General features: G+C 59.8%; 12 protein-coding genes and 1 riboswitch. Of the genes, 4 read left to right on the plus strand and 8 right to left on the minus strand.

The genetic code is table 11. From position 1 onward, the window contains the following. Positions 1–762 precede the first annotated feature (762 nt). Positions 763–1,287, plus strand: a complete 525-nt coding sequence (locus J1C59_RS19750; protein WP_128086122.1) for a phenolic acid decarboxylase — start codon at positions 763–765, stop codon at positions 1,285–1,287. A gap of 20 nt (positions 1,288–1,307) precedes the next feature. Here the strand turns inward: J1C59_RS19750 and clcA are convergent, their stop codons facing one another. After that, positions 1,308–2,696 (minus strand): H(+)/Cl(-) exchange transporter ClcA, encoded by a 1,389-nt coding sequence (gene clcA, locus J1C59_RS19755; protein ID WP_128086121.1) that lies wholly within the window; start codon positions 2,694–2,696, stop codon positions 1,308–1,310. Positions 2,697–3,210: 514 nt separating this feature from the next. Between clcA and J1C59_RS19760 the strand changes: the two genes are divergently transcribed. Both J1C59_RS19760 and J1C59_RS19765 read left to right on the plus strand, forming a co-directional pair. Next, positions 3,211–4,437 (plus strand): FAD-dependent oxidoreductase, encoded by a 1,227-nt coding sequence (locus J1C59_RS19760; RefSeq protein WP_111139547.1) that lies wholly within the window; start codon positions 3,211–3,213, stop codon positions 4,435–4,437. 152 nt (positions 4,438–4,589) lie between these two features. After that, on the plus strand, positions 4,590–6,365 hold the full coding sequence (locus J1C59_RS19765) for a sensor domain-containing phosphodiesterase (protein WP_128086120.1): 1,776 nt from the start codon (positions 4,590–4,592) through the stop codon (positions 6,363–6,365). A 33-nt stretch (positions 6,366–6,398) separates the two neighbouring features. Here the strand turns inward: J1C59_RS19765 and J1C59_RS19770 are convergent, their stop codons facing one another. The 6 genes from J1C59_RS19770 to ascF form a co-directional block, all read right to left on the minus strand. Further along, positions 6,399–7,334 (minus strand): ABC transporter substrate-binding protein, encoded by a 936-nt coding sequence (locus J1C59_RS19770; protein WP_128086119.1) that lies wholly within the window; start codon positions 7,332–7,334, stop codon positions 6,399–6,401. Between the two features lie 23 nt (positions 7,335–7,357). Then, positions 7,358–8,119: an ABC transporter permease gene (locus tag J1C59_RS19775; RefSeq protein WP_140916858.1), complete on the minus strand. Its 762-nt coding sequence runs from the start codon at positions 8,117–8,119 to the stop codon at positions 7,358–7,360. Then, the gene (locus tag J1C59_RS19780; RefSeq protein WP_140916857.1) at positions 8,116–8,856 is read right to left on the minus strand and encodes an ABC transporter ATP-binding protein; all 741 of its coding nucleotides are present in this window, start codon (positions 8,854–8,856) and stop codon (positions 8,116–8,118) included. Before J1C59_RS19780 ends, J1C59_RS19775 begins: the two co-directional genes overlap by 4 nt. Beyond that, a complete protein-coding gene (locus tag J1C59_RS19785; RefSeq protein ID WP_128085779.1) occupies positions 8,853–9,554 on the minus strand; it encodes a TenA family protein in 702 nt (233 codons plus the stop codon). The genes J1C59_RS19780 and J1C59_RS19785 overlap by 4 nt, the downstream gene beginning before the upstream one ends. 70 nt (positions 9,555–9,624) lie before the next feature. Further along, positions 9,625–9,727: riboswitch (TPP riboswitch) on the minus strand. A gap of 90 nt (positions 9,728–9,817) precedes the next feature. Further along, positions 9,818–11,248: a 6-phospho-beta-glucosidase gene (locus J1C59_RS19790; protein WP_128085780.1), complete on the minus strand. Its 1,431-nt coding sequence runs from the start codon at positions 11,246–11,248 to the stop codon at positions 9,818–9,820. A 37-nt stretch (positions 11,249–11,285) separates the two neighbouring features. Continuing rightward, a complete protein-coding gene (gene ascF, locus J1C59_RS19795; RefSeq protein ID WP_128085781.1) occupies positions 11,286–12,734 on the minus strand; it encodes a PTS cellobiose/arbutin/salicin transporter subunit IIBC in 1,449 nt (482 codons plus the stop codon). Positions 12,735–12,992: 258 nt separating this feature from the next. Here ascF and J1C59_RS19800 point away from each other — a divergent pair, with 258 nt between their 5' ends. Then, positions 12,993–14,009: a LacI family DNA-binding transcriptional regulator gene (locus tag J1C59_RS19800; protein ID WP_128085782.1), complete on the plus strand. Its 1,017-nt coding sequence runs from the start codon at positions 12,993–12,995 to the stop codon at positions 14,007–14,009. Here the strand turns inward: J1C59_RS19800 and J1C59_RS19805 are convergent. Then, on the minus strand, positions 14,006–14,755 hold the full coding sequence (locus J1C59_RS19805; protein ID WP_128085783.1) for a DeoR/GlpR family DNA-binding transcription regulator: 750 nt from the start codon (positions 14,753–14,755) through the stop codon (positions 14,006–14,008). The two genes, J1C59_RS19800 and J1C59_RS19805, sit on opposite strands and share 4 nt — an antisense overlap. Positions 14,756–14,798: the final 43 nt, after the last annotated feature.

Below are 14,798 nucleotides of genomic sequence, written 5' to 3' on the forward strand. Positions count from 1 at the left end.
ATTAAGAGTTGTCAGCGGCGTATAGCTGTCCTGATTAATCAGAACTGAAAGGGTTCTGAGTCAACGGTACCGGTCAGCGATTGTATTTATGTAACCGGTGTTTCTGTTAACAACCATGTCAGACACTGTTCGTTAATTACTGATAACCCTGTTAAATTGAGTCGAAGTTAAGCAGTTTCGCGTCGCGATGATGTCAGGCCTCGTAGTTCTGAACGTGACTTTACGACAGGATACGATTGCGGTTTAAACGTCGTAATGAAAGTAAGGCAACGCATCAAAGAGTATATATCGCGATGGGGGTGTGCAGATTTATACGGGCCTGACCTGTCTTCGTTTCATAAAAGACTATCAGGTGGTTAAAACCGTTAATAACAGCGACATTTTAAACCTGTTCGCTTTTATCCGCAGAATCTGTTCATTAATAGCAGTACCTGAGTTGTATCTTTTAATTAAGTCAGTTAATGGTAAATGTTAAATCGGTAGTAACCTGAAAGCCCTGGCTGTCTCAGTCAGGGCTTTTCTCTTTCTGGCGTTCGGGTGCGGTAATCCGCCAGCGATAACCTTTACCGCGCGCAGGCTCTCTCTCTGTCTCAGGACAGCTCCCTTACTCTCCTGCGCAGGATAGTCTGTAATCACCGCCGTCTGGATAGAGGGGGTGGCGAAACGCCTCCGTTGCGCCATAGTCAATAACTAACGATGCACGCTCCTGTTTGTTCTTATGCCATGTACGCCCGTCTGAGGCGCCAGATTACCGAGGTTAAAATGTCCACAGATTCCCCAGAGGCTATCTCCAGCGATCTCTCCCGGTTCGTTGGCACGCATTTTGTCTATACCTATGATAATGGCTGGAAATATGAGTGGTACGCGCGAAACGAAACCACCTGCGACTACCGGATCCATCAGGGGCTGGTGGGTGGCCGCTGGGTCACTCATCAGACGATGCACGCCGTACAGTTTGCGCCAGGGATCTACAAAGTAGACTGGCACGAGCCGACCGGCACCTGCGTCAGTCTGCTGTTCGACCTGAATCGCACCCTGCTGCACGGGACAATTTTCTTCCCGCAGTGGATTGCCGGAAAAGGGCAGCATCCGGAGAAAACCATCTGCTATCAGAACGACTTTATAGAGGATATGCACCGCTTCCGCGACGAAGGTCCGGCGTACCCCTACGTGATCATTCCTGAGTTTGCGAAAGTGACGTACATGAAGAACGAAGGGCCGGATAACGATCAGGTCATCAATCAGGCACCGGGACAGATGCCTGCTGACTATTTCGATGATAAATAGCTGAAGCGGTTTACCCGCCCTTACGGGCGGGTTGTTTCGGCCTGACGGGCCAGGGTGCGGGCCAGGATAGAGGAGTAGAGCGGTTTTCCGCCCATAAACTGCGCCAGCAGCGTGGCCCCCAGGCAGGTGATGATCATCGGCAGGATAAGCTGATAGTTATCGGTCATCTCCAGTACCAGAACGATGCCGGTCAGCGGTGCGCGAACCGACGCCGCAAACAGGGCGCCCATGCCCGCAATCGCAAAGGTTCCCGCTTCCAGATGGTAAAAGGGGAACAGGTCCGTCATGACCACGCCAAAGGCGGTGCCCAGCAGCGTGCCCAGCGCCAGCATCGGCGCGAAAATGCCGCCGGGCGCGCCGGAGCCAAAGCAGAGCAGGGTGGTGACCAGCCTGACCACGAAAATCACCAGCAGCAGCGTGAGCGGGAAAACGCCATGAACCGCCTGGGGGATTAATTCTGAACCTCCGCCTGCACCCGGCGCAAATAGCAGCGCCAGGATGCCGCAGCCGCCGCCCAGCAGCGCCCCCGCCAGCACCACGCGCGCCGTTTTCCCGGCATAAAAGCGGGCAAACAGATCCTGCGTCAGAAAGATCAGGCGATTAAACAGCACGCCGACCATGCCGATAATCATCCCCAGCATCAGATAGAGCCAGAGGGTCTGCACCGGCGCATCCGCCAGTTTACCCACCGAGATCACCGCCAGTTCACCGTTGAAACAGCGGAACACGATGCTTGCCATAATCACGCCGGTAAAAACGGCTTTTATCGAGATCAGGTTATAGCGAAACTGCGGGCGCATCTCCTCGATGATAAACAGGATGCCCGCCAGCGGCGCATTAAAGGCGGCCGCCAGACCCGCTGCTGCGCCGGTTGCCAGCAGGGTATGCCGCGCTTCGTTACTGCGCATCCCGATGAGGTCGATCACCATCCGGCCAATGTTGCCGCCGAGCTGAACGGTGGGCCCTTCCCGACCCAGCACCATCCCGGCTCCCAGTGTGCCCATGCCGCCGAAGAACTTCACCGGAATGACCCGCCACCAGCGTACAGGCCGCAGCTCTTCCAGCGCCCCTTCGATTTCAGGAATACCGGAGCCGCCCGCCTCCGGGGCAAAGCGCCTGACCAGAAAATAGCCCACCATCGCCAGCAGTGCGGAGATAGCGAAGGCGGCGGCATAGATCGTCCAGCCCGGAAACTGTTCGGCGATCAGCGTCCCGGCCCGCCACTGCTGGATGGCTTCGACGGCGCGGGCAAACGCCACACCCGCCAGACCGACCAGCGTGCCGACCAGCGCGGCACAGAACAGCATGGCCAGCGGGGTTTTATCCCGGTAGAGCAGTGCGCGAAACATGCGGCTGCGCGCCGCGATGGAGCGGGGAACATAAACCGACTGCGGTGATTCTTCATTCATTGAGAGGCATTCTTGTTCAACCAGACCAGCGCCCCAGTTTACTGAGAGACCGGTTGAAAACAAACGGCATGATCAATTTCATCTGTGGAAAAGCGTGACTGTCTGTGTGGTGGACAAACCACTTACGCCATCCGTTCGCGGTAGGCTGGGTCAGGCTGATTTTCAGTGCCAGCGCGGCGGCCATGCGCGGGACCTGATTCTGCCGTTCGGTGAGGAACCGCTGCCACAGGGTGTCAGCAAAGAGAGCGGGCCGGGATTGCCTCGTCTGACCACGTTCGCAGGCACTCAGCGGCTGACGCAGGGGCCACTCTCTGCGGGGCTAAGCGCGCGAGAACCCTCAGGAAAGCGTCGGGCGATTCAATCGCACCCGCCTGACGTTAACGACGGCCGCGGGGCGGGTCAGGCAGATCGCGGCGGGGCGTGCTTTGCTAGGCAGAGTACCCTGCGCCCACAGCGGCAAAGCCGAGCGGTTACTGCAATACTCATAGCACGACTGGCGCGAAAGGGAGCTGACATGCAGCCACATTCCACTGAAATTCTTACCGCCGACTGCTGTATCGTGGGCGGTGGCCCGGCCGGCCTGATGCTGGGCTATCTGTTTGCCCGCGCGGGGTTGCGGGTGGTGGTCATCGAAAAGCACGCCGACTTTCTCCACGATTTTCGCGGAGACACCATTCATCCGTCGACGCTGGAGATCATGCATCAGCTCGGACTGCTGGAGGCTTTTCTGCGGCTGCCGCATCAGCGTGCTGAAAAGCTGGAGGCGGAAATCGCTGGCGAGAATGTCACGATGGCGGACTTCTCCCGCCTGCCGGTTCAGTGTCGCTTTATCGCCTTTATGCCACAGTGGGATTTTCTGAACTTTATGGCGGAGCAGAGCGCCCGCTATCCCGGCTTCACGCTGCTGCAATCCACCGCGTTCGAGTCGCTCAACGAGGAGAATGGCCGGGTCAGCGGTCTCACGGCGAAACGCGGCAACCAGCAACTGCATATCCGCTGCAGCCTGGTGATCGGTGCGGATGGCCGTCATTCGCGCGTCCGTGAAGCCGCCGGGCTGACAGGACAGGCGTTTGGCGCCGCCCGCGATGTGATCTGGTTCCGCCTGAGCAAGCAGCCGCAGGATCCCGAACTGGGCATGGGCCACAAAGGGCCGCGCCAGAACTTTATCGTTATCGATCGCGGCGCGTACTGGCAGTGCGGCCTGACCATTCCCAAAGGGGAGTTTGAGGCAAAGCAGGCCGCCGGGCTGGCGGCTTTTAAGGCGGAGGTGGCGGCATTGTCGCCGTTTGACACGACGCGAATGACAGAAATCAGCAGCTGGGACGCATTTAAGCTACTTTCAATACGCATCGATCGGCTGGACAGCTGGGCGAGACCCGGCGTGCTCTGCATTGGCGATGCGGCGCATGCGATGTCGCCGATTGGCGGGGTGGGCGTTAATCTGGCTATTCAGGACGCTGTGGCGACGGCGAACCTGCTGGCTGCACCTCTGAAACGGGGCGAACTGTCGCTGCGCGATCTGGAGAAAGTGCAGAAACGCCGCCAGTTTCCGACCGTCGCTACCCAGTTCCTGCAGATTAAAATGAGCCGCAGCAAAGCCAGACGAAAAGCGACGCAGGGCAGCAAGGTGCCCGGCATCATCCGTCGCCTGCCGTTTCTGCGTTTTCTGCTGGGTCGCCTGATTGGACTGGGGTTCAGGATGGAGTCGCCGGATGTTGCGCACGTTGATCGACAGCGTTAAATGCTTTCGACAGTCATCCGATATCGTGCGACACTGTTTCGCTGTGAAAGTACTGTCAGATTGAGCCGCTATTTATCTGATAATTGGGCGCTAATTGAGCAATCTTAAGCGAAATTATTTTCGGTTTTTGCGCCTGCATAGGAGAGGTTTCAGTGCATAACGAGCAAAATGGCAGTGACGTAAAACGTCTGAGTGCAATTAAAGCCCTTCTCACCCCGGACGAAACCCGCGATAAGGTGCTGGAGCGGTTTGTTCAGCTTGCCAGCCAGGTGCTGGGCATTTCAGGCAGCTTCATTTCGATTATTGACGATCACAATCAATACATTAAAGCGTCCCGCAACTTCGACCTCAAACAGTCAACCCGTGATGAATCTCTCTGCCGTCACGTGCTTGATGGCGAAGGGCATCTGGTGGTGGTGGATACCCTGCTGGACGAGCGTTTCGTGACGCATCCGTTTGTTGAAGGCGATCCGCATATCCGCTTCTATGCCGGTGTCTCGCTGCAGAATCTGGACGGCGCCATGCTGGGAACGCTCTGCGTTACCGATACGCAGCCGCATCCCTTCAGCGATGAAAAGCTGGCCACGCTGCGTTCGCTGGCTACGCTGGTCACCTCTTTTCTGGATGCCTGGAACAACGCCGGTTTTGCCGATGTTATCACCCATCTGCCTAACCGCCCGCGTCTGATCCGCGATATCCAGCAGCTGACCATTACCGAGCCGCACAGCCGCTTTCGCCTGATCCTGATCGACTGCCTCGATATCATTCGTGCCTATGAGCTTTCGCGCGCGGTGGGCATTGCGCCAATGGAAAAACTGCTGAGGCAGATGGCGCAGGAGGCGGCACAGCGCCTGAATCTGCCGGACAACGAAACGCTCTATACGTTTGCCCCCGGCCGGTTTGCCATTATCCAGCCCTATTCGGGCCGCTACACCGCCCACGCCATTCCCGACCTGTTCAGGGGGATGAAGGCCGATCTGGCGGAGAATATTACCCTGGATCTGGATGTTTTCGCCGGTGAAACCGAGTTCGTGCCGGGTCAGATGGATGCCAACGAGACGGTGCGGCAGGCGGTCAGTGCGCTGCATGAGGCGATCGATGAAGAGATCAGCGCCATGTCGTTTGACGAGAGTTATGACACCCGGCGCAACGATGATTTTATGATCATGAACGACCTCGCACAGGCGCTGAAGAAAGATGAAGAGCTTTACCTGGCCTGGCAGCCCAAGGTCTGCCTCAGAACCGGTAAGACGGTCGGCCTGGAAGCCCTGATCCGCTGGAACCATCCTGAGCGCGGTGAACTTTTCCCGTCTGAATTCATTCCGTTAGCGGGGAAAACCAACCTGATCTCGGATCTGACGAACTGGGTCATCGACCACACCGTTGCGCAGCTGGCGCAGTGGAATCGTGAATATAACCTGATCCCAGTGTCGATCAACGTCAGCGAACGCGACTTCAGCCGTCCTGATTTTGCCGATCGGCTGGTGGCAAAACTGGCCGCGGTGCAGCTGCCGAACGCGATTCTGGGCATCGAATGTCTGGAGAATGAACTGATCACCCGCAGCAATGTGGGGATCGACGGGCTGACCGCGCTGAAATCGCACGGTTTCGTCATCTCCCTGGACGATTTCGGCGTGGGTTACAGTAATATCAGCTATCTGCAGGATATCCCGCTGGATGTGATCAAAATCGATCGCTCGCTGATCTCGCGGATGTGTGAGGATGAGGCGTCAAAAATCATCGTCAGATGCATCATTCAGATGCTGAAAGAGCTGAACTACACCGTGCTTGCGGAAGGCGTCGAGTCCGAGTCCACGCTGGCGTTGCTGAAAACCTACGGCTGCGATCAAATCCAGGGCTACTTCTTCTCGAAACCGCTGCCCGCCAGCGACATAGAGCACTGGCTTCTGCCGAAGTCGCCCGCCTGAATCCGCCCGCAGCGCGGGCTGCGGGCGGGTTTCTCACTCACTGCCGGTGGCGTAACGCTCAACCGGCGTGATTTTTTTAATCAGTTTGTTCGCAAACAGAAACTGCTCATAGGCCTGATAGCGGGCGCGATCCAGTTTTGCCGGATCGGTCGCAAACCGCGGCAGCGTGGCGCGCCAGGCCTCGTGATTCAGCGGTGTGTTCAGTTCCGGATGCAGGCGGGCAAACGCCTGCCAGCTCGCTTCAGGATGCGCCTGCAGCTCCGCATTCCCCTTCTTCAGCGCGCGCAGGAATTTTCGGATCTTCTCTGCATGCGCCTCATCCCGGTTGGCGACGATGATCAGCTCGTCATAGGCCGGTACTCCATAATCCTCGATGTTGAAGACCACCGGATCTTTTCCCTGCTGCTTCAGTTCCAGCGCCTCAATATTGCGATAGCCGCCGATCACCGCGTCCACCTGGCCGGTCAGCAGAGCGCTGGTCAGCTGAAAATTGACGTTAACCAGTTTCACCTGGTCGCTGGCCGTGCCGTTGTGCGCCAGCATGGTCGCCAGCGTCGCCTGTTCGATGCCGCTGACGGAGTAGCCGATGCGCTTGCCTTTTAAATCGCCCGGCTGCCGGATGGATTTATCCAGCGTCATCAGGGTGTTCAGAGGCGTATTCACCAGCGTGCCGACCCGCATCAGCGGCAGGCCCTGATCGGCAAAGAAGTGCAGCTGCGGCTGATAGGTGATGGCCAGGTCGGCCTGCTTCGCGGCCACCAGACGCGGCGGCAGCGCAGGGTCGGAGGGCGGGATCATCGTCACCTCCAGCCCCTCAGCGGCAAAGGCCCCGCTCTGCTGGGCCACCATCAGAGGCGCGTGATCGGGATTGATATACCAGTCGAGCACCAGCGTCAGTTTTTCCATCGTCTGCGCCTGAGCGGCGAGAGAGGCGCTGAACAGCAGGGTAAACAGGGGCATTTTTGTCATGGGGTTTCTCATCAGTGAGGTCATTAAGGCGTTTCCGGTGCCCAGGCGATCAGGCGGCGCAGCAGACGATCGAGGATCAGCCACAGGGCCAGCGTCATCAGCACCAGAATAAACAGGGCGGCGAAACAGAGATCACTCTGCATCCGGGCATTGGCGTTCAGCATTACGTATCCCAGCCCTTCCGCGGAACCGACCCATTCGCCAATGATGGCGCCGATGGGCGCGACGGCGGCGGCCATGCGCAGGCCGGAACCCAGCGCGGGCAACGCGGCGGGCAGCCGGACATGCCCTAGCTGCGCCCCCTGTGACGCGCCCATCGTGCGGGCCAGATCGAGGTAGCCGGGCGGGACGCGACGCAGGCCGTCGAAAAAGGTGGAGGTCACGGGAAAGAAGATCACCAGTATCGCCATCGCCACTTTGGCCCCCATGCCGAAGCCAAACCAGAGCACCAGCAGGGGAGCCAGAGCAAACACCGGGATCGCCTGGCTGCTGATTACCAGCGGCATCATCCAGCGCCGCAGCCCCGGCGAAAAGGTCATACCCAGCGCCAGTGCGCCGCCCAGCAGCACACCGGCAGCCATGCCGCTGAGGATTTCGGACAGGGTGATCAGCGTGTGATGGGTTAAATAGTCCGCGTTCTGCCACAGCGCGGCGGCGACCGACGCGGGTGAGGGCAGCAGAAAGGCTGGCACGGCGGTGAGCGTGGCCAGCCACCACGCCGCGATCAGCCCGGTGGCGAGTATCAGGGCACGGCGAAGACCGGAAAAGCCTGCCTGTAATTTCATCCGGCTACCCCGCTTAGCTGTTTCAGCAGCGTGGCCTGACGCTGAATGACGTGGAGGTCATCGGCGGCGCGCGGGGGGGCGCCCGCCAGGGGCGCACAGGCTTCCACACCCGCCGGACTGATTACCAGACAATGGTGTGCGAGCCGACAGGCCTCCGCGACATCATGGGTAATCAGCAGAACGGTGTGACCTGTCAGCACGTCGGCCGCCAGCGTCTGAATCTGACTGCGGGTCAGGGCATCCAGTGCCGAGAAAGGCTCATCCATCAGGACAATGGGCTGGCGGGTGTAGAGCGTCCGCGCCAGTGCCGCACGCTGCCGCATTCCGCCGGAGAGCGTCGCGGGCCGTGCGCGGGCGCACTGGCTCAGCCCGACCCGCGCCAGCAGATGCTGCGCCCGGTCGCGGTCGGGCTTTTCCCCGCGCAGGCGGCTGGCGAGGCAGACATTCTGTTCTATCGTCAGCCAGGGGTAGAGCAGATCCTGCTGACCCATCCAGGCGATGCGGCCGCCCAGCGGCAGGCCGTCACTGCCGCTGACCTGTCCAGCGGTGGGCGGTGTCAGGCCCGCGATAACCCGCATCAGGCTGCTTTTACCGACGCCGCTGGCACCGAGCAGCGCGGTGATCTCCCCGCCCGCAATCGCCAGGTCGAGCTGGCTGAAGAGCGGTCGCTGCCCGAAACACAGGCTGAGCTGACGCACCGAAATCCCCGGCGCGACAGGTGGGGTCGCGCCCCTCATGCGCCGTGCGCCGGGCTGGAGGCATAGTTCAGGCCCATCTGCCAGAAGGCTGATTCGAGCCGCGTTGCGGTGGTGAAGATCGCCGTCAGCCGGAGAAAACGTGCTTCCCCGGCACCTTCATCTGCCAGACGTTCAAACAGGGAAAGCGAGCGGCGAACGCCCGCCAGATAGTTTTCATCCCCGTAGTTCCTGATCCACGCCGCATAGGGGTTGCCCTCAAAGCGGGTCGCCGGGTCGTGCAGCAGGCTCAGGCCGATCTCCGCGTACCCGGCGACGCACGGCATCAGCGCCGTCAGCAGCGCCAGCGCATCGCCGGTGTGGCCGACATCCAGCACATAGCGGGTGTAGTTCAGCGTCTCCATCGCTTCGGGTTCGTCTGCCATCGCCGCTTCGCTGATGCCCCATTGCCGGCAGTAGGCCTGATGCAACGGCAGTTCACTGATGATGGCGTTAAGCGAGGCGGTCGCATGGCGCAGCGCGTCAGGGTCGGCGAGTTTACTGATCAGCAGGCCCCAGGCGCGGGCAAAATGCAGCAGAAACTGATAGTCCTGCACCAGATAATGGCGAAAGGCGGCGACAGGCAGCGTGCCCTGGCCGAGTTGCTGCACAAAGTCGTGCGCAACATAGGCGTGCCAGTGCGGACCCGCCTGCTGGCGCAGACGGCCATAAAAGCCGGTGTCGAAAAGCGGATGTGACATAGGATCTCCGGTAGTCAGGGAGATCCGGGCATACGGTCTGGAACAGGGGATAATGCAGGCAATGAGGCAGTAGATTCTGCCGACCCGTCCCTTCGCTGGCATGACCCAGATCAGGTTCAAAGGGTTCGGCTTACGCCATCTCAGCCCGTTACAGGACACCCCTCGGAGACATTGGTTATACGATAATTCCTGCCGGAGCACAATCGGCACAGACGCCGCAATCGCGTCTCAGCCTCTGCGGTTGCCGGCATTCAGTGACGGTGTCACTCCAGATCGCTGCCGTTGCTGGCGATCACTTTCCTGTACCACCAGAATGACTTCTTGCGCGTGCGTGCCAGCGTGCCGTTTCCGCGATCGTCGCGGTCAACGTAGACAAACCCGTAGCGTTTGCTCATCTCACCGGTCGAGGCCGCCACCAGATCGATGCAGCCCCAGCTGGTGTAGCCCAGCACCGGCACGCCATCCTCTATCGCATCGCCCATCGCGCGAATATGTTCACGAAGATAGCTAATGCGGTAGTCGTCGCGAATTTCGCCGTTATCGTCGGGTTCGTCACGCGCGCCCAGGCCATTTTCCACCAGGAACAGCGGCTTCTGGTAGCGGTCATACATCATGTTCATGGTGATGCGTAAGCCGAGCGGATCGATGCCCCAGCCCCACTCGCTGCGCGGCACATGCGGGTTAGTCAGGGATTTCACCACATTGGCGGCGCTGCTGTTCTGCTCGTTCATCTCTGCCGAGGCGCAGCGTGAGGCGTAATAGCTGAACGAGACAAAATCGACGCTGTGCTTCAGGATCTCATCATCCCCGTCGGCGATATCAAGGGTGATCCCCTTTTCCCGGAACAGGCGGGCGGCGTAGGCGGGGTACGCGCCCCGCGCCTGCACATCGATAAAGAAGAGATTCTCGCGATCCTTTTCCAGCGCCGCCCAGACATCTTCCGGCTTGCTGGACCAGGGGTAGAAGTTTCCGCCAGCCAGCATGCAGCCGACCTGATTCGCCGGGTTCACCTCATGCGCGATGCGTGTCACCCATGCGCTGGCGACCAGCTCATGATGCGCCGCCTGATACTTCACCTGCTCCTGATTCTCGCCGGGTTCGAACACCAGCCCCGCGCCGGAAAACGGACTGTGCAGCAGGATGTTGATCTCGTTAAAGGTCAGCCAGTATTTCACCAGGCCATCAAACGCCTCGAAGCAGGTGCGGGCGTAGCGGGCAAAGAAGTCGACCATCTTCCGGTTTCGCCATGAGCCATATTCGGTGACCAGATGCATCGGCACATCGAAATGGCAGAGCGTCACCAGCGGTTCGATATGATGTTTCCGGCACTCCTCAAACACCGCGCGATAAAAAGCGATGCCCGCCGGATTCGGCTCCGGTTCGTCGCCGTTGGGATAGAGCCGACTCCAGGCAATCGAGGTGCGGAATACGCTGAACCCCATCTCCGCCATCAGCGCAATATCTTCCCGATAGCGGTGATAGAAATCGATAGCCTCATGGCTGGGATAGAACTCATCGTCACGCAGGGTAAACCGCTTTTCCAGCCCCAGCTTGACCGGCATACGGTGCGGCCCGTGCGGGATCATATCCACGGTGGTTAAGCCTTTTCCGCCTTCGCGAAAACCGCCTTCACTCTGGTTCGCGGCCAGCGCGCCACCCCATAAAAATCCTTGCGGAAACCTTGATTCAGACATGCAATCCTCTTTGTTCTGGTCACGTTGACCGGAGCCTTTAAAGGCTGTTAACCGTGCGGGTGCGTTCCGATACGGGTGATGGCTGCGGTGCGGCCTGCGGGTCGCTCTCGGGAATATCCTCGAAGCCCAGCAGCAGCGTCAGGACAAACGACAGCACCACCGACAGCACCATCACCGCGCCAACCCAGACAATCGTCATTGGATTGGCGGGATCGAAGAACTGGACGCTGGTAAAGAGGCCGGGCGAGGCCATCGAATGACTGGCCAGTCCGCCGATTCCCGCGACCGCGCCGCAGATAAAGCCGCTGATCAGACAGGCGATCAGCGGCCGTTTCAGGCGAACCGCCACGCCATACAGCGCCGGTTCTGAAATGCCCGCCACAATGGCGGAGGCCGCTGCAGCCAGCGCGGTCTGGCGCAGCTCGCGGTTTTTCGTGCGAAACGCCACCGCCAGGGACGATCCGCCCAGCGACAGGTTGGCGCCAATCTCAGACGGCATCACCATGCCCTCTTTACCGGTCTCGGCAATGGTCTGAATAATGGTTGGCGTAAAGACCCGATGCATCCCGGTCATCACCAGCAGCGGCCAGATCGCCCCCATAATCGCCACGGAAAGCCAGCCGAGATAGCCATGCACGGTATAGACCAGCGCAGAAATGCCGCTGCCGATCCAGATGCCAATCGGGCCAATCAGCACAATCGCGATGGGCGCAGCAATCAGCACAATCAGCATCGGTTTCAGGAAGTTCTTGGTCACGGCCGGGGTGATGCGATCCACGCCGCGCTCAATGTGCGACAGGATCCAGGTCATCACCAGCGCCGGGATAACGGTGTAGGTGTATTTCACCGCGGTCACCGGGATCAGGGCGAACGCTACTGGCTGCCCCTGCGCCGCTTTCGCCATCAGGTCGATAAACGTGGGATGCACCAGCACCCCGGCGATTGCGATCGCCAGCGACATATTGGTTTTGAATTTCAGCGCTGCCGAGGCCGCCACCATCACGGGCAGGAAGAAAAATGCGCCGTCGCCGATGACGTTGAGGATCACCAGCGTGGAGGAGCCTTTCTCAAACAGGCCTGCCATATCCAGAATCATCGCCAGCAGTTTCACCATCGACCCGCCGATAATGGCCGGGATCAGCGGCGACATGGTGCCGACCAGCGCATCCAGGATCCCGGCGCCGATGCTCCTGAGGGTGATTTTGCGTTTCACCGGCGCGGCGGATGAGGCATCGGGTGAGCCCAGCGCCAGCACCGCCTGATAGGCCTGCGCAACGTTGTTTCCGATGATCACCTGACACTGCGTGTCGTTATGCACCACGCCCATCACGCCGTGGATCGCTTTCAGCATAGGATAATCAATCTGCGTCTCATCCTTCACCACGAAGCGCAGACGGGTCATACAGTGAGTCACGGCTTCAATATTGTTGAGGCCGCCCAGCGCATCGACGATGGCGCGTGAGACCCCGGCATAATTTATGGACATGATCGCTCTTCTCTGTAGGGTAAATCGGTCAAAGTTTTTATGTGTTATGTGCCTGCGGGCAGGCCGATAGGAAACCGGTTTCACAAAATCATGAAGGCCTTTACATGCTCCGGCAAGCCCGAAAATCAGGCAGTTTTTGGTTTTGTGAAGTGCGTCACCTGGTGCGCAGGGCGGCGATTGCGCCGACGCCGGGTAAATATTTCCAATATTGAGAGGCTTAGGTAGACTGCATGACGGACGCAGCAGAGGAGCAGCATCATGGCAACGATTCAGGAAGTGGCAAAACGGGCGGGTGTCTCAAAAGCGACCGTGTCACGCGTGCTCTCCGGCAATGGCTATGTCGGCCAGCAAAAACGGGAGCAGGTCCTGCAGGCCATCGCTGAAACCGGCTACCGGCCCAATCTGCTGGCGCGCAATCTGGCGACCCGCACCTCTCAGACGATTGGACTGGTGATCACCAACACGCTCTACAGCGGCAGCTACTTCACGGAGCTGATGGCGCACTCCGCGCGTATCCTGGAGCAGCAGGGCCGTCAGCTTATTCTGGCAGACGGAAAACACACCGCAGAGCAGGAGCAGGCGGCGATTCAGTTTCTGCTCGATCTGCGCTGCGACGGCATCATCATCTACCCGCGCTTTCTGAGCATCGATGCCCTGGATGCAATCATCTCCCGGCACAAACAGCCGATTCTGGTCATCAACCGGCGGCTGCGCATCAATCAGAGCTACTGCATCTTCAGCGATCAGCACGCCAGCAGCGCGGCGGCGGTGAACCATCTGCTGGCGCAGGGCCACCGGGAGATTGCGTTTATCACCGGCTCGCTGGACTCACCTACCGGCGTCGAGCGCCTCTCCGGCTATCGCGCGGCGCTGGCTGCTCAGGGCATTGACGCCGATCCGGACCGCATCGTGACGGGTAAATGGACGGCGCAGAGCGGCATGGCTGCCATCGATACGCTGCTGGCACGCGGGGTGAGCTTCAGCGCGCTGGTGGCGAGTAACGATGAGATGGCGATCGGGGCGATTAAACGTCTGACGGAATGCCGGATCGCGGTGCCTGACCAGGTGTCGGTGATTGGCTTCGATGATATCCCGCTGGCGCCCTACATCACGCCGTCGCTCTCCAGTATGAAGCTGCCGGTCACCGACATGATCGATGAGACGATCCACCGGCTGCTGACCATGCTGGATGGCGGTGACTGGCATCCTCCGGCACCCTTTACCGCCAGCCTGATGCTGCGTGATTCCGTGGCTCAGGGGCCAGGGTCTGATTAATCTGCCGCGACCAGGCTGACCGCGATCCCCCGTTCCCGGAGCTGCGCGGCCGTTGACGCCTCCAGCGTTTCATCGGTAATCACATGGCTGACCTGGTAACCGGAAGAGAGCGGATAGGGATGAACCTGACCAAATTTAGAGGCGTCGGTCAGGGCATAACTCTCTGCGCCTTTGGCCAGCACCGCATCCACCACATCGCAGCGCAGCATATTGCGGCCGGTGAAACCGGTCTCCGGCTGCCATCCATCCACCCCGACAAACGCCCGGTGAAAATGAACCTGCTGGATGGAGTAGCGGGTCAGCGGGCCGACCACCGACTCGCTGCTCTTCTGCAGCATTCCCCCCAGAACGATGACCTCGCAGGCGGCTTCACGCAGAAGCTGGGCGATGTAGTGGCTGACGGTAATCAGCGTGAGATCGGCCCGGTCGGCCAGCGCCCGCGCCAGCAGGGCATTGGTACTGCCCCCTTCGATAAACACCGCTTCCCCGTGCTGAACCAGGCTGGCCGCATGGCGCGCCAGCGCCTGTTTGACCGGATAGCGGGTGTTCATGCGGGTGTCGACGTTATCGCTATCCAGCGCCAGCGCAGAGCCGTGCACCCGGCGCAGCAGCCGATCGCGCTCCAGCAGCGTGAGATCCTGACGCACCGTCACTTCGGATACCCCGGTAAGCTGCGCCAGTTCGCTGACCGGCACGCTGCCCCGGCTATTGACCAGTTGAATGATGTGATGATGTCGCGGATTCATAATACCGTTTCGCTGTTAACAGGCGTTCCAGTGTAACAGGGTT

The sequence above is a fragment of the Pantoea deleyi genome (genome assembly GCF_022647325.1).
In the GTDB taxonomy this organism is placed as follows: domain Bacteria; phylum Pseudomonadota; class Gammaproteobacteria; order Enterobacterales; family Enterobacteriaceae; genus Pantoea; species Pantoea deleyi.